Source organism: Kitasatospora sp. NPDC088160 (assembly GCF_044741445.1).
Classification (GTDB): Bacteria; Actinomycetota; Actinomycetes; order Streptomycetales; family Streptomycetaceae; genus Kitasatospora.
Genome location: NZ_JBIUSS010000041.1, coordinates 14,274 through 34,754, shown reverse-complemented (window position 1 = coordinate 34,754; position 20,481 = coordinate 14,274). Strand labels below are relative to the sequence as shown.

At 74.4% G+C, this 20,481-nt stretch carries 19 protein-coding genes; 13 read left to right on the top strand and 6 right to left on the bottom strand.

All coding sequences use genetic code 11. The features are described from left to right. The first annotated feature begins 71 nt into the window (after window positions 1-71). Window positions 72-536 carry a transcriptional repressor gene (locus ACIOGZ_RS39835; RefSeq protein ID WP_363586561.1) on the top strand — a complete coding sequence of 155 codons (465 nt, stop codon included), beginning with the start codon at window positions 72-74 and terminating at the stop codon, window positions 534-536. Window positions 537-546: 10 nt separating this feature from the next. Continuing rightward, window positions 547-1,509, top strand: coding sequence for a glycine cleavage T C-terminal barrel domain-containing protein (locus tag ACIOGZ_RS39830; RefSeq protein WP_363586562.1), 963 nt, complete (start codon window positions 547-549; stop codon window positions 1,507-1,509). A gap of 19 nt (window positions 1,510-1,528) precedes the next feature. Here the strand turns inward: ACIOGZ_RS39830 and dtd are convergent, their stop codons facing one another. Then, window positions 1,529-1,969 carry a D-aminoacyl-tRNA deacylase gene (gene dtd / locus ACIOGZ_RS39825; RefSeq protein WP_363586563.1) on the bottom strand — a complete coding sequence of 147 codons (441 nt, stop codon included), beginning with the start codon at window positions 1,967-1,969 and terminating at the stop codon, window positions 1,529-1,531. Between the two features lie 523 nt (window positions 1,970-2,492). Between dtd and ACIOGZ_RS39820 the strand changes: the two genes are divergently transcribed. From ACIOGZ_RS39820 to ACIOGZ_RS39810, 3 genes are all read left to right on the top strand, one after another. Next, complete coding sequence (locus ACIOGZ_RS39820) at window positions 2,493-3,113, top strand: ABC transporter substrate-binding protein (RefSeq protein WP_363632086.1); 621 nt, start codon at window positions 2,493-2,495, stop codon at window positions 3,111-3,113. 74 nt (window positions 3,114-3,187) lie between these two features. Further along, entirely contained in the window at window positions 3,188-4,150 is a 963-nt protein-coding gene (locus tag ACIOGZ_RS39815) for an asparaginase (protein WP_363586565.1), read from the top strand. A 182-nt stretch (window positions 4,151-4,332) separates the two neighbouring features. Continuing rightward, entirely contained in the window at window positions 4,333-4,542 is a 210-nt protein-coding gene (locus tag ACIOGZ_RS39810; protein WP_063348261.1) for a dodecin, read from the top strand. 61 nt (window positions 4,543-4,603) lie between these two features. Here ACIOGZ_RS39810 and ACIOGZ_RS39805 read toward each other — a convergent pair whose 3' ends face one another. The 3 genes from ACIOGZ_RS39805 to ACIOGZ_RS39795 are packed head-to-tail and all read right to left on the bottom strand — an operon-like array spanning window position 4,604 to window position 7,499. After that, window positions 4,604-5,419, bottom strand: a complete 816-nt coding sequence (locus tag ACIOGZ_RS39805) for a heme ABC transporter ATP-binding protein (RefSeq protein WP_363586566.1) — start codon at window positions 5,417-5,419, stop codon at window positions 4,604-4,606. Further along, window positions 5,416-6,477 carry an iron ABC transporter permease gene (locus ACIOGZ_RS39800; RefSeq protein ID WP_363586567.1) on the bottom strand — a complete coding sequence of 354 codons (1,062 nt, stop codon included), beginning with the start codon at window positions 6,475-6,477 and terminating at the stop codon, window positions 5,416-5,418. Before ACIOGZ_RS39800 ends, ACIOGZ_RS39805 begins: the two co-directional genes overlap by 4 nt. Then, window positions 6,474-7,499, bottom strand: a complete 1,026-nt coding sequence (locus ACIOGZ_RS39795; protein WP_400808916.1) for a hemin ABC transporter substrate-binding protein — start codon at window positions 7,497-7,499, stop codon at window positions 6,474-6,476. The genes ACIOGZ_RS39800 and ACIOGZ_RS39795 overlap by 4 nt, the downstream gene beginning before the upstream one ends. 185 nt (window positions 7,500-7,684) lie before the next feature. Between ACIOGZ_RS39795 and ACIOGZ_RS39790 the strand changes: the two genes are divergently transcribed. Together ACIOGZ_RS39790 and ACIOGZ_RS39785 are read left to right on the top strand one after the other, a co-directional pair. Beyond that, the gene (locus tag ACIOGZ_RS39790) at window positions 7,685-9,235 is read left to right on the top strand and encodes an HtaA domain-containing protein (protein WP_400989522.1); all 1,551 of its coding nucleotides are present in this window, start codon (window positions 7,685-7,687) and stop codon (window positions 9,233-9,235) included. A gap of 57 nt (window positions 9,236-9,292) precedes the next feature. Further along, complete coding sequence (locus tag ACIOGZ_RS39785) at window positions 9,293-10,927, top strand: HtaA domain-containing protein (protein ID WP_400989520.1); 1,635 nt, start codon at window positions 9,293-9,295, stop codon at window positions 10,925-10,927. A gap of 94 nt (window positions 10,928-11,021) precedes the next feature. Here ACIOGZ_RS39785 and ACIOGZ_RS39780 read toward each other — a convergent pair whose 3' ends face one another. Both ACIOGZ_RS39780 and ACIOGZ_RS39775 read right to left on the bottom strand, forming a co-directional pair. Then, window positions 11,022-11,690: a heme oxygenase (biliverdin-producing) gene (locus ACIOGZ_RS39780; RefSeq protein WP_400989519.1), complete on the bottom strand. Its 669-nt coding sequence runs from the start codon at window positions 11,688-11,690 to the stop codon at window positions 11,022-11,024. A 215-nt stretch (window positions 11,691-11,905) separates the two neighbouring features. Then, complete coding sequence (locus ACIOGZ_RS39775) at window positions 11,906-12,397, bottom strand: inorganic diphosphatase (protein ID WP_063348256.1); 492 nt, start codon at window positions 12,395-12,397, stop codon at window positions 11,906-11,908. A gap of 76 nt (window positions 12,398-12,473) precedes the next feature. Here ACIOGZ_RS39775 and dacB point away from each other — a divergent pair, with 76 nt between their 5' ends. The 6 genes from dacB to folE all read left to right on the top strand — a co-directional run bounded on the left by dacB (window position 12,474) and on the right by folE (window position 20,419). Beyond that, window positions 12,474-14,105 (top strand): D-alanyl-D-alanine carboxypeptidase/D-alanyl-D-alanine-endopeptidase, encoded by a 1,632-nt coding sequence (dacB, locus tag ACIOGZ_RS39770; protein ID WP_363632091.1) that lies wholly within the window; start codon window positions 12,474-12,476, stop codon window positions 14,103-14,105. Between the two features lie 102 nt (window positions 14,106-14,207). Further along, on the top strand, window positions 14,208-15,383 hold the full coding sequence (locus ACIOGZ_RS39765; RefSeq protein ID WP_363586574.1) for a zinc-dependent metalloprotease: 1,176 nt from the start codon (window positions 14,208-14,210) through the stop codon (window positions 15,381-15,383). Between the two features lie 290 nt (window positions 15,384-15,673). Then, window positions 15,674-16,801, top strand: a complete 1,128-nt coding sequence (gene tilS / locus ACIOGZ_RS39760) for a tRNA lysidine(34) synthetase TilS (protein WP_363586575.1) — start codon at window positions 15,674-15,676, stop codon at window positions 16,799-16,801. Between the two features lie 70 nt (window positions 16,802-16,871). Then, window positions 16,872-17,426: a hypoxanthine phosphoribosyltransferase gene (hpt, locus tag ACIOGZ_RS39755; protein ID WP_063348252.1), complete on the top strand. Its 555-nt coding sequence runs from the start codon at window positions 16,872-16,874 to the stop codon at window positions 17,424-17,426. A gap of 228 nt (window positions 17,427-17,654) precedes the next feature. Next, window positions 17,655-19,709, top strand: coding sequence for an ATP-dependent zinc metalloprotease FtsH (gene ftsH, locus ACIOGZ_RS39750; protein WP_363586576.1), 2,055 nt, complete (start codon window positions 17,655-17,657; stop codon window positions 19,707-19,709). Window positions 19,710-19,813: 104 nt separating this feature from the next. Beyond that, the gene (gene folE / locus ACIOGZ_RS39745) at window positions 19,814-20,419 is read left to right on the top strand and encodes a GTP cyclohydrolase I FolE (RefSeq protein ID WP_063348250.1); all 606 of its coding nucleotides are present in this window, start codon (window positions 19,814-19,816) and stop codon (window positions 20,417-20,419) included. The last annotated feature ends 62 nt before the right edge of the window (window positions 20,420-20,481 follow it).

Below are 20,481 nucleotides of genomic sequence, written 5' to 3'. Positions count from 1 at the left end.
GAGGTAGGGACCGGCCGCCGGCCGGTCCCTACACTTGCCTCAGGACCCCCGACCTTGGCAGGGACAGCACCGTGGCGGACACCGGCACCACCGACTGGCAGCTCTCCGGCGACTGGAAGGCCGACCTGCGCGAACGCGGCTACCGGCTGACCCCGCAGCGGCAGCTCGTACTCGAAGCCGTCGACCGCCTCGACCACGCCACCCCCGACGAGATCCTCTGCCACGTCCGGCAGACCGCCAGCGGCGTCAACATCTCCACCGTCTACCGGACCCTGGAGCTGCTGGAGGAACTCGGCCTGGTCTCGCACGCCCACCTCGGCCACGGCGCCCCGACCTACCACCTGGCCGGCCGCCACCACCACCTGCACCTGGTCTGCCGGGACTGCGACAAGGTCTCCGAGACCGGCACCGAGATCGCCGAGCCGCTGATCCGCAGCCTGCGCGAACAGCACGGCTTCGACACCGACCTCAAGCACTTCGCCATCTTCGGCCGCTGCGCCGACTGCACCGCCAAGCTCGCGGACGGCCGGTCGTAAGCTGGCCGGTATGAAGAGCCCGCTGCTGAGCCTGCCCGGAGCCGTCCCCGCCGAAGGCGCCGACGAGGGCGTCGCCGCCCACTACGGCGACATCTTCCGCGAGCAACGCAACCTCGCGCGGGGCACGGGCTTCGTGGACCTCTCGCACCGCGGCGTGCTCACCGTCACCGGCCAGGACCGCCTGGCCTGGCTGCACCTGCTGCTCACCCAGCACGTCAGCGCGCTGGCGCCGCAGGAGGCCACCGAGGCGCTGGTGCTCTCCCCGAACGGGCACGTCGAGCACGCGCTCTACCTGGTCGACGACGGCACCACCACCTGGGCGCACGTCGAGCCGGGCACCCAGGAGGCGCTGCTGGGCTACCTGGAGAGCATGAAGTTCTTCTACCGGGTGGAGGTCGCCGACGCGACCGCCGAGTACGCCGTGGTGCACCTGCCGGCGGGCTCCACCGCCTCCGTCGAGGGCGCCGCGGCGGTGCGCGAACTCCCGTACGGGCGCGACCTGTTCGTGCCGCGCGCCGAGCTGGCGAAGCTGACCGCCGGGTACGGCCCGGCGGCGGGGGTCTGGGCGTACGAGGCGCTGCGGATCGAGGGCCACCGGCCGCGGCTGGGCTTCGAGACCGACCACCGGACCATCCCGCACGAGGTGGACTGGCTGCGCACCGCCGTCCACCTGCAGAAGGGCTGCTACCGCGGACAGGAGACCGTCGCCCGGGTGCACAACCTGGGCCGGCCGCCGCGCCGCCTGGTCTTCCTGCACCTGGACGGCACCGAGGAGACGCTGCCCCCGCACGGGACGCAGGTGCGGCTGGCCGCGGAGCCGGACGGGCGCCCGCTCGGCTTCGTCACCTCCTCGGCCCGCCACCACGAGCTGGGGCCGATCGCGCTGGCGATCGTCAAGCGGAACGTCCCGGTGGACGCGGTGCTGCTGGCCGGGACGGTGCCGGGCACCCAGGACGTGATCGTCCCGCAGTAGCCCGTGCGCCCGGCTGCGGTCAGACCTCCACGAGGACGGTGAACGGGCCGTCGTTCACCAGCGCCACCTGCATGTCGGCGCCGAACCGGCCCGTCTCCACCTTGGCGCCGAGCGCGCGCAGTCGGGCGACCACCTCGTCCACCAGGGGCTCGGCGACCGGGCCGGGGGCGGCGGCGTTCCAGGTCGGGCGGCGGCCCTTGCGGGCGTCGCCGTAGAGGGTGAACTGGCTGATCACCAGCAGCGGGGCCCCGAGGTCGGAGCAGGACTGCTCGACGCCCTCGTCGTCGGCGGGCAGCAGCCGCAGCGTCCACAGCTTGCGGGCCAGCTGGGCGGCCTTGGCCGGGGTGTCCTCGTGGGTGACGCCGACCAGGACGCAGAGTCCGGGCCCCTCGATCGCGCCGACGGTCTCTCCGGCCACGGTCACCCTGGCCTCGGTCACTCGCTGCACCACTGCTCGCATGCCGCCATTGTGCCGGAGGCCCGGGGCGTGCCCGACGGGCACCCGGCGCCGTGCCCGACGGGCACCCGGCGCCGTGCCCGACGGGCACCCGGGGCGTGCGGGAGGGGCGCGTGTACAGGTGGTGCACGCTGGGTGGTGCGCGCCTGCGCGGGGTCGGGCGCCGCTCTTCCTGCGGAAAGGTCCGGTCATATCAGCCACCCCCGTTCGCCAGGGGGCCGTTCGGGTGCACGGGCGGTGCGCCCGCGCCGGGCGGGGTGGCACGCTGGTGGACCGTACGGAGGGCCCGGCGCGCCATATGGTCCGCCGCACCGGGCCGGGCTCGGCCGGGCGGTCGAGCCCGTAGGTCAGGCGTTCTGGCGGCATCGCCCCGGTGGGTGGTTCCGGCCGGGAACCGGAACCTTCGGGGGCGGCCGGGCGTGCCAACGGACGGGACGCGTGAGCCCGTCGGGGGACGGGCCGGACCGGCGGCAGGGACGCAGTGCCGCGAGCGGGCGGGATCGGACGACGGCAGGTGGGTTGGTTGATGGACGCGAGCAGCGCGGCGTGGGACCGGTCCGGGCACGTGGCGGAGGTCGCCGGGGGCGCCGGGGCCCTGGGCACGGCGATAGAGCCAGATCTGGAGCGGCTGGGCCTGGACCAGCTGCGGATCCTGCGCCGGGAGACCCTGGAGCAGGAGGCCGACCTCTCCTACCTGCGGCGGCTGCTGCACGGGCGGATGGACATCCTGCGCGCCGAACTCGACCGCCGGCCCGGCGGTCCGGTCCGGGCGGCCGGGCCGGCCGGGGCGGGCGGCGCCGACGGGCCCCCCGGCGACCTGCTGGACCGCCTCCCGGCCATCCTGACCGACGCGCCCTCCACCGTGCGGCGCTCGGCCCGGCACGTCACGCTCGGGCCGCCGCGCGGCCACGAGTCCCAGCTGGAGGCGGCCGAACTGATGGGGGACGTCCAGCTCGCCGACCTGGCCGCGCACCCGGCGGAGGAACTGCTGGCCGCGCTGGAGCGGCTGCGCGCGCACGAGCGCGAGGTGTCCGGGCGGCGGCAGCGGCTGCTGCGGACGGCCGACGGTTGCAGCGCGGAGATCACCCGCAGGTACCGTGATGGGGAAGCACGGGTCGAGGACCTGCTCGCAGGGGGGCCGCTCTGACCGGGTGAGGTACCACGGGCGGGCGGGGCCCGGCTCGCCCCCCGGTCCACCCTCACCCCCGGAAGGCTCCCGCCATGTCCCAGTCCGCCACCCCGCCCGTCGTCCTCGCCGAGGTCATACGCTCGGGCTTCACCGAGGGCCGCCACCACGGCTCCCTGGTGCTGCTCGCCGCCGACGGCTCGGTGGAGTTCGCGCTCGGCGACCCCGACGCGCCGGTCTTCCCCCGGTCGACCGCCAAGCCGTTCCAGGCGGTGGCCACGCTGCGGGCCGGGCTGGCGATCGAGGGCGAGCTGCTGGCGCTGGCCGCCTCCAGCCACTCCGCGGAATCGTTTCACCTCGACGGTGTCCGGACCATCCTGAGCTCCGCGGGGCTCGACGAGTCCGCCCTGCGCACCCCGGCCGACCTCCCGCTCGACGAGACCGAGGCGGAACTGCTGCTCGGCTCCGGCGGCCGCCGCGCCCCCGTCCTGATGGACTGCTCCGGCAAGCACGCCGGCTGGCTGGCCGCCTGCGTCGCCAACGGCTGGGACACCGCGAGCTACCTCGACCCCGGGCACCCGATCCAGCGGCTGGCCCGCGAGGCCCTGGAGGAGGGCACCGGCGAGACCGCCACGCACGCCGGGGTGGACGGCTGCGGCGCGCCGCTGCTGGCCGTCACGCTGACCGGCCTGGCACGCGGCTACCGCGGCCTGGTGCTGGCCGCCGAGGGCACGGCGCCCCGCCGGGTGGCCGACGCGATGCGCGCCCACCCCGAGTACGTGGCCGGCACCCGCCGGGCCGACACCTGGCTGATGCGGGCCGTCCCCGGCGCGCTGTCCAAGATGGGCGCCGAGGCCGTCCAGGTGGTGGCGCTGCCGGACGGGCGGGCGCTCGCCTTCAAGATCGACGACGGCGGCGAGCGGGCCCGCGGCCCGGTGCTGGCGGCCGCGCTGCGCCGGCTCGGGGTGACCGGCGCGGACGAGACCGTCGAGCGGATCGGGGCGGCCCCGCTGCTGGGCGGCGGTGCCCCGGTCGGGCAGGTGCGGGCGGCCTTCTAGCGGCCTCCGCGGCCTCCCTCGGCCGCCCCGGGGTGCGCCGGCGGCCTCCCCGGGGCCTGCCAGGGGCCTGCCGGCGGCCTTCCAGGGGATGCGGGGAGGCCGGAGGCGGCCGTCGGCGTGCGGGCGGAGCGGTGGCGGTGCACGGTGGACCGGGGGCCGTCGCACAGCTGAGGGAGTCCGCCATGACTGACCACGTGTACCGGGTGACCGAGATCGTCGGATCCTCGACCGAGAGCGTCGACGCCGCGATCCGCAACGGGGTGGAGCGGGCCTCCCGGACGCTGCGCAACCTCGACTGGTTCGAGGTGACGCAGGTCCGGGGCCACCTGGAGGACGGCGGGGTGAAGCACTACCAGGTCGGGCTGAAGCTCGGCTTCCGGCTGGAGGACTGAGCCCGCTTCCGCGGCCCGCCCAGGCCCGTCCGCAGCCCCGCCGCGCCGGCCCCGCGCCCGGTCAGCGTTCGGGCAGCACCAGCGGCACCCCGGTGCGCGGGTGCGCCAGCACCTCGACCGGGTGGCCGTACACCTCGCTGAGCAGCGGGGCGCGCAGCACCTCGGCGACCGGCCCGTCCGCGACCGTCGCCCCGGCGTTCAGCAGTACCACCCGGTCCGCGTAGGCCGCCGCCAGGGACAGGTCGTGCAGCACCACGACCACGCCGTCCCCGGCGGCGGCGCGCTCCCTGGCGACCCGCAGCACCAGCTCCTGGTGGCGCAGGTCCAGGGCGGCGGTCGGCTCGTCCAGGAGCAGCAGCGACGCGCGCTGGGCCAGCACCCGGGCCAGTGCCACCCGGGCCCGCTCGCCGCCGGACAGCGCGGTGAACGGGCGCCCGGCGAAGGCGGCGGACTCGGTGGCGGCCATCGCCTCGGCGACCACGGCCTCGTCCTCGGCGGCGGACGCCGTGCCGGTCCAGGGGGCGCGGCCCATCCGGACCACCTCGTCGGCGGGGAACGGGAAGGACAGCGCGGCGGACTGCGGCAGCAGCGCGCGGTGCAGGGCGAGCTCGGCGGCGCCGTAGCCGGCCAGCGGGCGGCCGCGCAGCCGGACCTCGCCGCCGTCCGGCCGGACGTCGCCGGCCAGGACGGACAGCAGGGTGGACTTGCCGGCGCCGTTCGGCCCGAGCAGCGCGACCACCTCTCCGGCGGCGACCCGCACCGACGCGCCGTCCAGCAGGGCGCGCCCGCCGATGGTCAGCCGGACGGTCTCGGCGGTCAGCAACTCGGTTCCGGGCAGGGGCCGTTCGGGCACCTGCCGGGGGGTTCGCAATCTCATGCCCAGCCTCCCTGCCGGCTCCTGGTCCGGCGCAGCAGCCAGAAGAAGAACGGACTGCCGATCAGTGCGGTGAGCACCCCGAGCGGCAGCTCGGCCGGCTCGGCGACGGTGCGGGCGGCGAGGTCGGCGGCCACCAGGACCAGCGCGCCGCCGAGCGCCGAGGCGGGCAGCAGGAAGCGATGGCCGGGCCCGGCCAGCATCCGCAGCAGGTGCGGGACGACCAGCCCGACGAAGCCGATGATGCCGCTGACCGCGACGGCCGCGGCGGTGAGCAGCGCGACGACGGTGATCAGCACCAGCCGCATCCGCTCGACGTCCACCCCGAGGTGGCGGGCCGGGCGTTCGCCGAGGGCCAGCAGGTCCAGCTTGCGGGCGTACAGCGGGGCGACGGCCAGGCCGACGGCGGCGAACGGCAGGACGGCGAGCACCTTGCCCCAGGTGGCCTGGGAGAGCGAGCCGAGTTGCCAGAAGGTGACCTGGCTGATCGCGGCGGAGTCGGCGGTGAACAGGAAGATCCCGATCAGCGCGCCGCAGAAGGCGTTCACGGCGACCCCGGTGAGGATCAGCGTGACCACCTCGGTGCGGCCGCCGGAGCGGGCCATCAGGTACACCGCGAAGACGGTCAGCAGGCCGCTGGCGAAGGCGAAGGCGGTGATCGTCCAGCTGCCGAGGGCGTCCAGGCCGAGCACGATGCAGGCCACCGCGCCGACCGCGCCGCCCGAGGAGACGCCGATCACGGCGGGCTCGGCCAGCGGGTTGCCGAACACGCCCTGCATCAGCGCCCCGGCGCAGCCGAGCGAGCCGCCGACGAGCAGGGCGAGCACCACCCGGGGGAGCCGGACGTTCCACAGCACCGACTCGGGCACCCGGTCCAGGGCGTGCCCGCCGAGGCCGAGCCGGTGGGCGGCGGAGGCCAGGATGTCGCCGAGCGGGATGCGGTAGGCGCCGATGCCGGCGGCGAGCAGGGCGCAGAGCACCAGGGCGGCGGCGAGCCCGGCGGTGATCAGGGTGGTCCTGCTGACGGCGGGCGCGGTCTTCGCCCGTACGGCGGTGGTCACTTGGCGTCCGCCGGGTAGAGCTGGGCGGCGATCTCGCGGAGCACCTGGGGGGTGCGCGGGCCGTAGCTGAGCAGTTGGCCGTCCTCGATCGAGACGATCCGGCGGTCGAGGCCGGCCGGGGTCTGGGCGACGCCGGGCAGCTTGAGCAGGCCGTCGACGCCGCCGACCGAGTCCAGGCCCTTGCTCATCACGAGGATGGCGTCGGGCGCGGCCTTGACCAGGGCCTCGCTGGTGAGCGGGGTGAAGTCGCCGGTGAGGCCGGCGGCGGTGCCGGCGTCCTGGCCGCCGACCGCCTCGATCAGCGAGCCGGCGCCGGAGGCGGGCCCGCCGAGCAGGTAGACGGAGGCGCTGCCGCGCAGGTAGAGGAAGGCGACCTTGGGGTGGCGGGCGGCGGCCGGGGCGGCGGCCCTGGCCTCGTCGATCCGCTGTTCGGTGCGTTCCTTCAATTGCCGTCCGGCGTCCGGTACTCCGAGGGCGGCGGCGACGGTGTCGATGCGCGGGCCGACGTCGGCGAGCCGCTTGGCGTCGTCCAGGACGAGCAGCGGGACGCCGGCCGCGCGGATCTGCGCGATGGCCTCGGCCGGGCCGGTGGAACGGTCGGCGAGGACGACGGTGGGGTGCAGCGACAGCACGCCCTCGGCGGACACGTCGTGGGCCTGGGTGATCACCGGCAGGGCGGCGGCCTGCTGGAAGGTGGTGGAGACGTCCCGGGCGACCACCTTGGGGCCGAGGCCGAGGCTGAACACCAGCTCGGAGAGGCTGCCGTTGAGCGGGATGATCCGCTCGGCGCTGGTGACGGTGACCTGGCGGCCGTCGACGGAGGCGGTGGTGGCCGGGAGCTGCGGGACGGGTTCGACGGGCAGCGGTTCGACCGCGTCGGGGGCCCGGGAGGAGCTCGCCGCGGCCGCTCCGCCGGCGGTGCCGGACGGGCCGCAGGCGGTGAGGGCGAGCAGCAGGCCGAGGGCGAGCAGCAGGAGGGCGGGCCCGCGGGCCGCCCCGGTTCGGATCGTACTGCTGCTCAACGCGCTTCCCTTCACTGGGAGTTGTCGCCGCTCTGGTCCTGGTGGAGGGGTTGCGGCGGGACTCTTGACTCATATATTAGGTTAGCCTTACCTGAGTTCCGCAAGGGGGTCGGCGCCACGCCCGACCCCTCCCTTGCCGCGTCCTTCACCGCCACTGACCGCACCCCGCCGAGGAGTGATCCGCCGTGCCCCTGTCCAGCCGGCTCCGCCGTCTGGCCGCCACCCTGGTGGCCGCCCTCGCCGCCCTGCTGGCGGTGGGCCTGTCGCCTGGCCCGGCGCACGCGGCGGAGGGCAAGGTCGCCGGCGGACGGCTGGACTGGGGCATCAAGCAGTCCTTCCTGACATACATCACCGGGCCCATCGCCAAGGGGAGTTGGACGCTCAACGGCGGCGCGGCCACGGTCGGCGGCAGCACCTTCCGGTTCCACTCCGCGACCGGCGGCTACGACCCGGCGACCGGTGCGCTGACCGCCGCCTTCTCCGGCGGGGTCCGGTTCACCGGGCACCAGGAGAACGGCGCCAACGCGCTCGACCTGAGCCTCGGCCGGCTCACCGTCCGGGCCGTCCAGGGCGGCGCGGCCGGGCTGTACGCCGACGTCAGCAGCAAGTCCAAGGACACCGGGCAGGTCAGCAGCGCGAGCCAGGCCAAACTGGCCGAGCTCTCACTGGCCGGCGTCGACCTGCGCGGCGCGGCCGGCACCCTGACGCTCAGCAACGTGCCGGGCACCCTCACCGACGCCGGGGCCAAGGCCTTCGGCAACTTCTACCCCGCCGGGACGGCCCTGGACCCGCTCACCCTCTCGGTCAACCTGCCCGCCGCGCAGCCGACTTCGTCGACCCCGTCGCCGACCGCCGCGGCCACCCCCTCGGCGGCCGCCGTGCCGACGCCGTCGGCGACCGCCGAGACCCCGACCGCCCCGCCCGTCGCCCAGGCCCCCGCCCGGACCGAGTTCGCGAACGGCGCCCTCGACTGGGGCGTGCGCCGCACCTTCCGCGACTACGTCACCGGCGCGATCGCCCAGGGCCGCTGGGAACTCGGCGCCGGCGCGGCGGACGGCGGCGCCTACTTCCGCTGGACCCCGGCCAAGGGCGGCTACGACCCCGCCAACGGCGACCTCACCGCTGCCTTCACCGGCACCGTGCGCTTCACCGGCCTGCGCAGCGGCGACACCTACGGCCTGGACCTCACCCTCGCCAACCCGGGCGTCACCGTGGCCGGAGGCCAGGGCCGACTGGTCGCGGACGTCTCCGGCCGGACCCCGGACGGCGCCACCCAGCAGCTCACCGGCGTCGAGCTGGCCGCCTTCGACCCGGCCGGCCTCAAGCCCGAGGGCGGCCTGCTGAAGGTTGTCGAGGTGCCGCTGAAGCTCACCGAGGGCGGCGCCAAGGCCTTCGGCGGCCTCTACCCGGCCGGCACCGAGATGGACCCGCTGAGCTTCGCCGTCGCGCTCGACCCGGCCGCCGCGCTGCCCCCGCTGCCCGACCTCGGCAGCGCCCCGGCCACCGCGCCGAGCGCCACCGCGACCCCCGCCACCGGCCCCTCCGCCGCGCCCGTCGCCGCCGCCTCCTCCCCGGGCGGCTTCCCGGTGGCGGCCGTGGCCGGCGGCGCCGTGCTGGTGGCCGCGCTCGCCGTGACCGGCGGCCTGCTCGTCCGGCGCCGCCGCGCGGCCGCCGCGTCGGGCGCGGGCGCCGACGGCGGCCCCGGTGCCGCGCCGGGCCCCGGCGACGCGGCCTGACACCCCGGAGCGTCCCCCCGCTCCCTCCCCCCGCCCCATCCGAACGGAGTACCCACCATGTCCCGCAACCGCACCCGGCTGGCCGCCCTCGCGGCCGCCACCGCCGGCCTCGGCCTGACCGCCCTCGGCGCCCCCGCACTGGCCTTCGGCGCGGGTGGTCCCGGCAGCGTCACGTACGACACCGGCTCGCTGGACTGGGGCGTGAAGGCCAGCTTCCGCAGCTACGTCAGCGGCCCGGCCTCCCAGGGCGGCGCCATCGAACTGACCGGCGGCGCCACCACCAACGCCGACGGCACCTTCCACTTCGGCCTGGCGAACGCCACGTACGACCTCGCCACCCACGCGCTGAGCTCCTCCTTCACCGGCGGGGTCCGCTTCACCGCCCACCACGGCGCGCTGGACGTCGCCCTCAGCGACCTCAAGGTCACCACCGCCGGGACGACCGGCACGCTCACCGCCGACACCGCCTCCAAGGAGTCGATGGGCGCCACCGAGGTCACCCGACGGGACGACGTGCCGCTGGTGACGTTCACCGTCGGGCGGGACACCACCACCGGGGTGCCGACGGCGGCGAAGCTGACCGAGCAGGGCGCCAAGGCCTTCGCGGGCTTCTACGCGGCCGGGGCGGACATGGACCCGCTGTCGCTGCTGCTGAAGCAGAGCCCGGCGACGCCGTCGCCGACCGCCACCGCTTCGCCGACGGCCCCGACCCCGACGTCGACGCCGTCCGCCACGGGCACGCCGACCGCCTCGCCGTCCGCCACCGGCACGCCGACGGCCACGCCCTCCGCCACGCCGTCGGCCACCTCGACGCCGTCCGCGACGCAGTCGCCGAGTGCCACCGCCTCGCCGTCCACGAGCGCCACCCCGTCCGCGACCGGGACCCCGGCGCCCACCGGCGCCCCCGGTCGGCTGCCCGTGCTGAACGGGACCCTCGACTGGACGGTCAAGGAGAGCTTCCGCGCGTACCTGGCCACCCCGATGGCGAGCGGCAAGGTCGAGTTCGGCGGCGGCGCGGCCGACTACCGCTTCGGCGGCGCCACCGGCGGCTACAACACCGCCGACCACTTGCTGACCGCCGCCTTCGACGGCTCGGTCCGCTTCCTCGGCCACCCCGGCAAGGACGGCTGGGCGCTCGACACCACGCTCTCCAAGCTGGGCCTGACGATCGACCAGGGCGGCGCCTTCCTGACCGCCGACGTGAACGGCAAGTCCCCCGAGGGCAAGGCGACGTCGCTGAGCGGCGCGCGGATCGCCAAGCTGGACGTGCCCGCCTCCGCCCTGAAGCCGGTCAACGGCGTGGTGACGCTCTCCGGCGTCCCGGCCACGCTCACCGCCGAGGGTGTCCCGGTGTTCTCCAACTACCCGGCGGGCACGGCCCTGGACCCGGTCAGCGCCACCCTGGCGTTCGACAAGGACGCCAAGCTGCCGGCCACCCCGCCGACCGCCGGGTCCGGTGCCGGTGGCGCCAACCAGCCTGCCGGAGGCCAGGGTTCGGGCACCGGCACGGTCGGCGGCGCCTCGTTGACCACCGGCGGCGGCCTGGCCGGTGCGGGCGGTGCGGGCGGCGTGCTGGCCGCCACCGGTTCGGAGACCCCGGTGGTCCCGCTGCTGGCCACCGCGGCCGGTCTGCTGCTGGTCGGCGGCAGCGCCACCGTGCTGGTGCGCAACCGGCGCGGCGCGCGCTCCTGACGCACCCCCGGGACGCGCGGCGGCCCCGGCGAGCAACCGCTCGCCGGGGCCGATCCGTTGGCGCACCCGGGCGGGTGCGCCTCAGGAGAAACGTTCAGGCGCTCAGGGGGTAGCGCGCGTCCAGGTCCCGGAAGACCGCGCCGTTGAGCACGAAGGCCCGCTTGCACTCCTCGACCACCCGGCGCCGCTCCACCTCGTCCATCGCCAGCCCGGCGGCGTCCAGCCGGGTCCGGTACTCGCGCTTGAAGGCGGCCGGATTGTCGACCTCCTCGAAGACGTAGAACCGCACGCCGTCGCCCTTGCGCTCGAAGCCCCAGGTCTTCTCGGCGATGCCGCGGATGATCTGACCGCCGGACAGGTCGCCCAGGTAGCGGGTGTAGTGGTGCGCGATGTACCCGGCCGGCCACGTCTCGGCCAGCTCCTCCACCCGCGCGACGTACGCGGCGGTGGCGGGCAGCGGCGCCAGGCCGTCCCGCCAGTCCGGCCCGCGCAGGTGCGCCAGGTCGCGCTCGATGGCAGCGGTGCGCAGCAGCGCCCGGTCGATGAAGGGCCCGGCGAGCGGGTGCTCGGCCAGGTGTCCGGCGCGGTTCTCCAGGGCCCGGTAGACGTACCAGAGCTGGCCGGTGAGGTCGGCGTAGGCCTCGACCCCGAGCCGTCCGCCCAGCAGGTGGCTCATGAACGAGGACTGCTCCGCAGCCTCGTGCTCCTCGCTGCTGGCGGTGCGGAGCGCGGTGGAGAACGGGACGGGCTCGGGCGTGGGCATGCGGCCTCCAGGATCGGATTCGGCCCCGACTGTTTTGGTTAGCCTAACCTAACAAGCCGTCTTGCCGACAGGCTGTCGGCAAGACGGCCGCGCCCGGCCCCGGACACGGCGAAGGCCGGGGCCCGCGGACGAATCCGCGAACCCCGGCCTCCGGCTGCCCCGACCTACCTCGAACTGCTCAGAACTATCTGATCGAACGAGATCGGAACGACGGCTCAGTGACCGCCCTGCTCCGCCAGACGCTTGATCGAAGCGGTGACCTCGGCCTCGGCCTCGGCGCGGCCGACCCAGTTGGCGCCCTCGACGGACTTGCCGGGCTCCAGGTCCTTGTAGACCTCGAAGAAGTGCTGGATCTCCAGGCGGTCGAACTCCGACACGTGGTGGATGTCCCGCAGGTGCTCCCAGCGCGGGTCGGTGGCCGGAACGCACAGCAGCTTGTCGTCGCCGCCGGCCTCGTCGGTCATCTGGAACATGCCGATGGCACGGCACTTGATGAGGCAACCCGGGAAGGTCGGCTCGTCCAGGATCACCAGCGCGTCCAGCGGGTCGCCGTCCTCGCCGAGCGTGCCCTCCACGTAGCCGTAGTCGGCCGGGTAGCGGGTCGAGGTGAAGAGCATCCGGTCGAGCCGCAGCCGGCCGCTCTCGTGGTCGACCTCGTACTTGTTACGAGAGCCCTTCGGGATTTCGATAAGGACGTCGAATTCCAACGGTTCCTCCAAGGTAGGGACTGACAGAATCCAAGTGTCTCCTACGGGAGTGAGTGCTCAGGAAAGGGGCCGGTCGGTGGGAACAGGGGTCGGGGCGGCGCGCCGCCGCAGGGGGACGGCCGCGGGACTGTTCGGAGCGGCCCTGCTGGTCGCCGGAACGGTCCTGACCTCGGGCGGAGCGTACGCGCAGCCCTCCCCGGGCCCCGGCGGCCACAGCACCGAGCACGGCGAGGGCGACGGCCGCGACGGCGGGAAGGGCGGCCGGGGGAGGGGCGACGGCAAGCCCAGGCCGGGCGACACCCCGGCCACCCGCCCGGGCGAACAGCTCACCGCCCCCGGCACCACCGGCGGCTCCACGCCCACCGGCACCGGCTCCACGGGCCCCACCGGCTCGGCCCCCGCCCCGGGCGGCGGCGCCCGCCCGGCCCCCGCCCCCGGCGCCGTCCTGGCCACCGTCGAGGCCGGCGGCCCCGCCGCCGCACCCACCGCCCAGGGCCTCCAGCAGGCGCTCGCCGCCGCCGTCGCCGACAAGAGCCTCGGCACCGTCACCTTCGCCGTCGCGGACGCCGCCGACGGCCAACTCCTGTACGGCTCCGGCGAGAACACCCCGGCCACCCCCGCCTCCACCACCAAGCTGGCCACCGCGATCGCGGCCCTGTCGCTGATCCCCGGCGACACCCGGCTGACCACCCGGGTGGTCCGGGGCGCGGACCCCGGCACGATCACCCTGGTCGGCGGCGGCGACCCGACGCTCACCGCACTGCCCGCCGACCAGGTCCAGATCGGCGGCCGGGCGGCCGACGCCGACACCGCCCCCGCCTCGCTCGACGCCCTGGCCCGGCAGACCGCCGCCGCCCTCAAGGCCGCCGGCACCACCACCGTCAAGCTCGACTACGACCTGTCGATGTACGCGGGCAACCCGCAGCACAAGAACCACGACGGGCAGAACATCGCCCTGGTCGTCCCGTTGATGGTCGACGAGGCCAAGGTGGACCCCAAGAGCCGTGACGATGCGCCGGCACGGGTCGCCGACCCGGCCGGGAAGGCCGCCGAGATCTTCGCCGCTCTGCTCAAGGCCCAGGGCGTCACCGTCGACGGCACGGCCAGGCCCGCCGCCGCCCCGGCCGCTTCCGCCGCCCCCGTCCTCGGCCGGGTGGACTCGCCGACCGTCGCCCGGCTGGTCGAGCGCATGCTCACCACCTCCGACAACCAGATCGGAGAGGCGATGGCCCGTCAGGCGGCCCTCGCCGCGGGCCAACCGGCCAGCTTCGAGGGCGCCGCCACCGCCGTCACCCGGGAACTCGCCAAGCTCGGCGTGCCGATGGCGGGCGTGTCCCTGAACGACGGCAGCGGACTGCACCCGGGCAACGCCGTCCCGCCGGCCGTCCTCGTCCGACTCCTCGCCCTGGCCGCCTCCGACCAGCACCCGACCCTGCGCCCGGTCCTCACCGGCCTGCCCATCGCCGGCTTCACCGGCACTCTCGGCAAGCGCTACGGCACCGGCTCGGGCGCCGCCGACGCGGCCGGCCTGATCCGTGCCAAGACCGGGACCCTCAGCGGCGTCAACACCCTCGCCGGCACCGTCGTCGACGCCGACGGCCGCCTCCTCGCCTTCGCCGTCATGACCCGCACCACCGCCCCCGCCGACACCGCGCGCGCCGCCATGGACCGCATCGCCGCCCGCCTCGCCGCCTGCGGCTGCCACTGACCCGCCCCCGCCCGCCCGCGGCCCCCGCCCCGCCGGGGGCGGGGTGAGGGTGTTCGTGGCGGGTGGCTGCCGCTGGTGGGTGGGAGCACGTACGGTGAGGGCATGACGAGCGCGAGTGGCGGTGCTGGCATGGTCGACTGGAATCTCGCGGTCGCAACCGCGACCAGGTTGGTGCGGCCGGGGCCGGAGGTGAGTCGGGCGGAGGCGGCGGCCGTGGTCGCCGAACTGCGCCGGCACGCGCTGGAGGCCGAGGAGCACGTCCGGGCGTTCACGGGGATGCGGTCGAGCAGTCTGACGGCGGCCACCGCGACGCCGGTGCTGGTGGTGGACCGCCCGGGCTGGGTGCGGGCGAACGTGGCCGGCTTCCGCACGGTGGTCCAGCCGCTGGTGGAGAAGCTCCAGGCGCGCCGGGCGAGCAGCCCGACGGCCGGGGTGTTCGGCGCGGTGGGGGAGAAGGCCACCGGGATCGAGGTGGGCGCGCTGCTGGCGTTCCTGTCCGGGAAGGTGCTCGGCCAGTACGAGACCTTCGCCCCGGCGGAGCCTTCGCTGGAGGCCCCGGACAGCCCGGCGGCGCTGTTCGACAAGCCCCGGCTGGGGCCGGAGGGCCCGGGGCCGGGCCGGCTGCTGCTGGTGGCGCCGAACATCGTGCACGTCGAGCGGGAGCTGGACGTCGACCCGTCCGACTTCCGGCTCTGGGTCTGCCTGCACGAGGAGACGCACCGGACGCAGTTCACCGCGGTGCCGTGGCTGCGCGACCACATCCAGTCCGAGGTGCAGTCCTTCCTGGCGGAGACCGACGTGGACCCCGGCGCCCTGCTGGAGCGGCTGCGGGACGCGGCGGGTTCGCTCGGCGGCGGGCTGCCGGGTGCCGGGGGCCGGGACGGCATGCCGTCGGCGGGGCTGATGGAGGTCGTCCAGTCGCCGGCGCAGCGCGAGATCCTGGGCCGGCTGACGGCGGTGATGTCGCTGCTGGAGGGCCACGCGGACGTGGTGATGGACGGGGTCGGCCCGGCGGTGGTGCCGACCGTGGCGGAGATCCGGGAGAAGTTCCAGCAGCGCCGGGACCGCGGGGCGAACCGGCTCGACCTGCTGTTGCGCCGGCTGCTCGGGATGGACGCGAAGCTGCGCCAGTACCAGGACGGTGCGGTGTTCGTGCGCGGGGTGGTGGAGCAGGTCGGCATGGAGGGCTTCAACCGGGTCTGGACCTCCCCGAACACGCTGCCGACCAAGGAGGAGATCCACGATCCGGCCGCCTGGGTCGCCCGCGTCGCCCGCTGAGGCGGGCACGGACGGGGCTCGGACGGGGCTCGGACCCCAAGCGCCGGGCGGTGGTCGGTGGTGGTCAAACCCGCTCGTACGAGTGGTCCAATCGGGCAGACGGAGGGTGAAGATACGTTTCTCCATTCACCCGAACGTGGGACGGTGGTCGTACCGGTGGCGCGGGTGGCGTAGCGGGGTGCTCCTTTCTGCCACCATCTGTGAGCGCCCGGTAACAGGGCGCTCATGAAGCTGCGCGGCCCCGCCGCGCGAGCCGCCGTCCTGTCCCCTCCGTCGAGGAGTCGTCCGCCGTGGGTCCACACCCCGCAGTCGCAGCGATACGCCTGGCCGTCCGCCGCACGCTCACCGACCTCGCCGCCGAGGCCGGTACCACCTTCACCGCGCCCGTGCGTGAGCCCCGCCAGCGTCCGGCCGGGGCGCCCCTGGTGGGCGCCGCCGTCGGCACCACCCTGATCGGCAACGCCGCCCGGCACCCGTCCGGACTGCCCCGGACCCCGGCCGCCCCCGGCTCGCCGCTGGTGCTGGTCGCCGTCAGCGGCGGCGCCGACTCGATGGCGCTGGCCATCGCCGCCGCCTTCGAAGCCCCCAAGATCGGCCTGCGGGTCGGCGCCGTCACCGTGGACCACGGCCTGCAGCCCGGCTCCGCCGACCGGGCCGCCCAGGTGGCCGAACGGCTGCGCTCGCTCGGCCTGGACCCGGTCGAGGCGATCCCGGTGCGCGTCGGCCGGTCCGGCGGCCCGGAGGCCGCCGCCCGGGACGCCCGCTACGCGGCCCTGGACGCGGCCGCCGAGCGGCTCGGCGCGCTCGCGGTGCTGCTCGGCCACACCCGGGACGACCAGGCCGAGACGGTGCTGCTGGGCCTGGCGCGCGGTTCGGGCTCCCGCTCGTTGGCCGGGATGCCGGCGCAGAAGGGCCGCTACCGCCGCCCGCTGCTGGAGCTGGACCGGGCGGCCACCCGGCAGGCCTGCTCCGCCCAGGCGATCCCGGTCTGGGACGACCCGCACAACTGTGATCCCGCCTACACCCGCTCCCGGGTCCGGCACGAGGTGCTGCCGGTGCTGGAGAAGCACCTGGGCGGCGGGGTGGTCGAGGCGCTGGCCCGCACCGCCCGGCTGTTCCGCGACGACGCGGACGCCCTCGACCAGTGGGCCTCCCTGGCCGAACGCGACCTCCGGACGGGTGAGGGCGCCCTGGACGCGGTGAAACTCGCCGAGCTCCCGCCCGCGGTCCGCCGCCGGGTGCTGCGCCGGGCCGCGCTGCGGGCGGGCTGCCCGGCCGGGGACCTGTTCGCGCGGCACCTGGAGACGATCGACCTGCTGGTCACCGGATGGCGCGGCCAGGGGCCGCTGCACCTACCCGGGGGCGTCGAGGCCACCCGCAGGTGTGGCACGCTGGTCTTTCGGCGGCAGGGCGACTGACGGGCGGGCATGTCCCGGGGTAGTCGGCCGCCGGCCACACAGACCCCGAACGTTTGAGGACGTATCCCCGGTGGACCAGAACGACATGGGCGCTGACCTCGCGAAGGTGCTCATCAGCAAGGACGAGATCGACGCCAAGCTCCTGGAGCTGGCCGAGCGCATCGACCGGGACTACGCAGGCAAGGATCTGCTGATCGTCGGCGTCCTCAAGGGGGCTGTGATGGTCATGGCCGACCTCGCCCGGGCCCTGCACTCGCAGGTCACCATGGACTGGATGGCGGTGTCCTCCTACGGCATGGGCACCAAGTCCTCCGGCGTGGTCCGCATCCTGAAGGACCTGGACACCGACATCGCCGGCCGGGACGTCCTGATCGTCGAGGACATCATCGACTCCGGTCTGACCCTGTCCTGGCTGCTGGGCAACCTGAGCTCGCGCGGCCCGGCCTCGCTGGAGGTCTGTGCCCTGCTGCGCAAGCCGGACGCGGCCAAGGTCGAGATCGACGTGAAGTACGTCGGTTTCGACATTCCGAACGAGTTCGTGGTCGGCTACGGCCTGGACTACGCGGAGAAGCTGCGTAACCTGCCCTTCATCGGGACGCTCGCCCCGCACGTCTACGGGGGCTGAGGGCTCCGTTCGGGCTACGGGTGGGAACAGGAGCCGGTTCCCGCCCGTTGGACCGGGGGGACCAAGAACGACGGCCGTGTCGCTGCGCTCCCGCCATGGGCGGGTGCGACTGCGGTACGGTCCATTAAAACCGCTCTTCACATGAGCACCGACCAGGATGCGCCGGCGGCACCCAGCCCGCGGCGCCGCTGAGTGGCAGGAGGGACGGGGCGGCAACGCCCCGCATGGATGGACGTCAAGCGATACTTCCGTGCGCCGATCATGTGGATCGTGCTGGCCGTCCTCGCCGTCATCGTTTTGATGCAGGTCGTTTCGGATTCGAACGGCTACAAGACGGTGGACACCGGTCAGGTCGTCGCGGCGATCGACGCGAAGCAGGTCAAGTCGGCGCAGATCACCACTGGTGACTCGAACACGATCAAGATCCAGCTGAAGGACGGCGCCACGCTGTCCAACGCCGGTACCGGCAAGACGCCGTCCGGCAGCAAGTTCCAGGCCTCGTACATCGGCGACCAGGGTGTTGCGATCGCCGACAAGCTCCAGGCCCAGATCAACGACAACGACCAGAGCACGCTCGCCGAGGGCTACACCATCAGCCCCGAGAAGCAGAGCACCTTCGTCAGCCTGCTGCTGTCGATGCTCCCGATCGTCATCATCGTCCTGGTCTTCCTGTTCCTGATGAATCAGATGCAGGGCGGCGGCTCCCGGGTCATGCAGTTCGGCAAGTCCAAGGCCAAGCTGCTCACCAAGGACACCCCGAAGACGACCTTCGCGGACGTCGCGGGCGCCGACGAGGCGGTCGAGGAGCTCCACGAGATCAAGGAGTTCCTCCAGGAGCCGGCCAAGTTCCAGGCCGTCGGCGCCAAGATCCCCAAGGGTGTGCTGCTCTACGGCCCGCCCGGTACCGGCAAGACCCTGCTGGCGCGTGCCGTCGCGGGCGAGGCCGGGGTGCCGTTCTACTCGATCTCCGGCTCGGACTTCGTCGAGATGTTCGTGGGTGTCGGCGCCAGCCGCGTCCGCGACCTCTTCGAGCAGGCCAAGGCGAACGCCCCGGCGATCGTCTTCGTCGACGAGATCGACGCCGTCGGCCGGCACCGCGGTGCGGGTCTGGGCGGCGGTCACGACGAGCGCGAGCAGACCCTCAACCAGCTGCTGGTCGAGATGGACGGCTTCGACGTCAAGGGTGGCGTGATCCTGATCGCGGCCACCAACCGCCCCGACATCCTGGACCCGGCGCTGCTGCGCCCGGGCCGCTTCGACCGCCAGATCGCGGTCGAGCGCCCCGACCTCCAGGGCCGGCTGGACATCCTCAAGGTGCACCAGAAGGGCAAGCCGATCGCGCCCGACGTCGACCTCTCGGCCGTCGCCAAGCGCACCCCCGGCTTCACCGGCGCGGACCTGTCGAACGTCCTCAACGAGGCCGCTCTGCTGACGGCCCGTTCGGACAAGAAGCTGATCGACAACGGCATCCTGGACGAGGCGATCGACCGCGTCGTGGCCGGTCCGCAGAAGCGCACTCGGATCATGTCCGAGAGGGAGAAGAAGATCACCGCGTACCACGAGGGCGGCCACGCCCTGGTGGCGGCGGCGTGCCCCAACAGCGACCCGGTGCACAAGATCACGATCCTCTCGCGCGGCCGGGCCCTCGGCTACACCATGGTGCTGCCGGACGAGGACAAGTACTCCACCACCCGCAACGAGATGCTCGACCAGCTGGCCTACATGCTGGGCGGGCGCGCGGCGGAGGAGCTGGTCTTCCACGACCCGACCACCGGCGCGTCGAACGACATCGAGAAGGCCACCGCCACCGCCCGGGCCATGGTGACCCAGTACGGCATGACCGAGCGGCTCGGTGCCATCAAGTTCGGCTCGGACAACGCGGAGCCGTTCCTGGGCCGTGAGATGGGCCACCAGCGCGACTACTCGGAAGAGGTCGCCGGGCTGGTGGACGAAGAGGTCAAGAAGCTCATCGAGAACGCGCACAACGAGGCCTGGGAGATCCTGGTCGAGAACCGCGACGTGCTCGACAACCTGGTTCTGGAGCTCCTGGAGAAGGAGACCCTGAACAAGGAGCAGATCGCGGAGATCTTCGCCACGATCGTGAAGCGCCCGGCCCGGCCGGCCTGGACGGGCTCGTCCCGTCGCACGCCGTCCACCCGGCCTCCGGTGCAGTCCCCGAAGGAGCTGGCGCTCACCAACGGCGCCGCCGCGATCGACACCGCCCCGGTGGACATCGTGAAGCTCCCGCCGCTGCCGACGTCGGAGCCGCCCGCCGAGGGCTGATCCCGCGCACCGTACGGAATGGATGCCGCGTCACCGGGGTTTGTACCCTGGAGACGCGGCATCCGTGCTGTTCAGCAAAGTCGTCCCAAGTAAGCGAGGCCCGCATGATCGACCCGGTGACGCTCGACGGTCCACCCACCGTCGGGACCTTCGACCAGAAGCGGGCCGAGAACGCCATCCGCGAGCTGTTGCTCGCCGTGGGTGAGGACCCGGACCGCGAGGGGCTGCTGGAGACCCCGGCCCGGGTCGCGCGCGCCTACAAGGAGATATTCGCGGGCCTCTGGCAGGAGCCCGAGGACGTCCTCACCACCACCTTCGACCTCGGGCACGACGAGATGGTGCTCGTGAAGGACATCGAGCTGACGTCCGTCTGCGAGCACCACCTGGTGCCGTTCCGCGGTGTGGCGCACGTCGGGTACATCCCGTCCGCCAGCGGCAAGATCACCGGCCTGTCCAAGCTGGCCCGGTTGGTCGACGTCTACGCCCGCCGCCCCCAGGTGCAGGAGCGGCTGACCAGCCAGGTGGCCGACGCGCTGATGCGGATCCTGGAGCCGCGCGGGGCGATCGTCGTGGTCGAGTGCGAGCACATGTGCATGTCGATGCGCGGCATCCGCAAGCCCGGCGCCAAGACCATCACCTCGTGCGTCCGCGGCCAGCTGCGCGACCCGGCCACCCGGGCCGAGGCGATGAGCCTCATCATCGGCCGATAGCGGAACGGCCGGCCGGTCCCCTCGGACCGGCCGGCCGTCACCCGGCTGCGTCACCTGCCCGC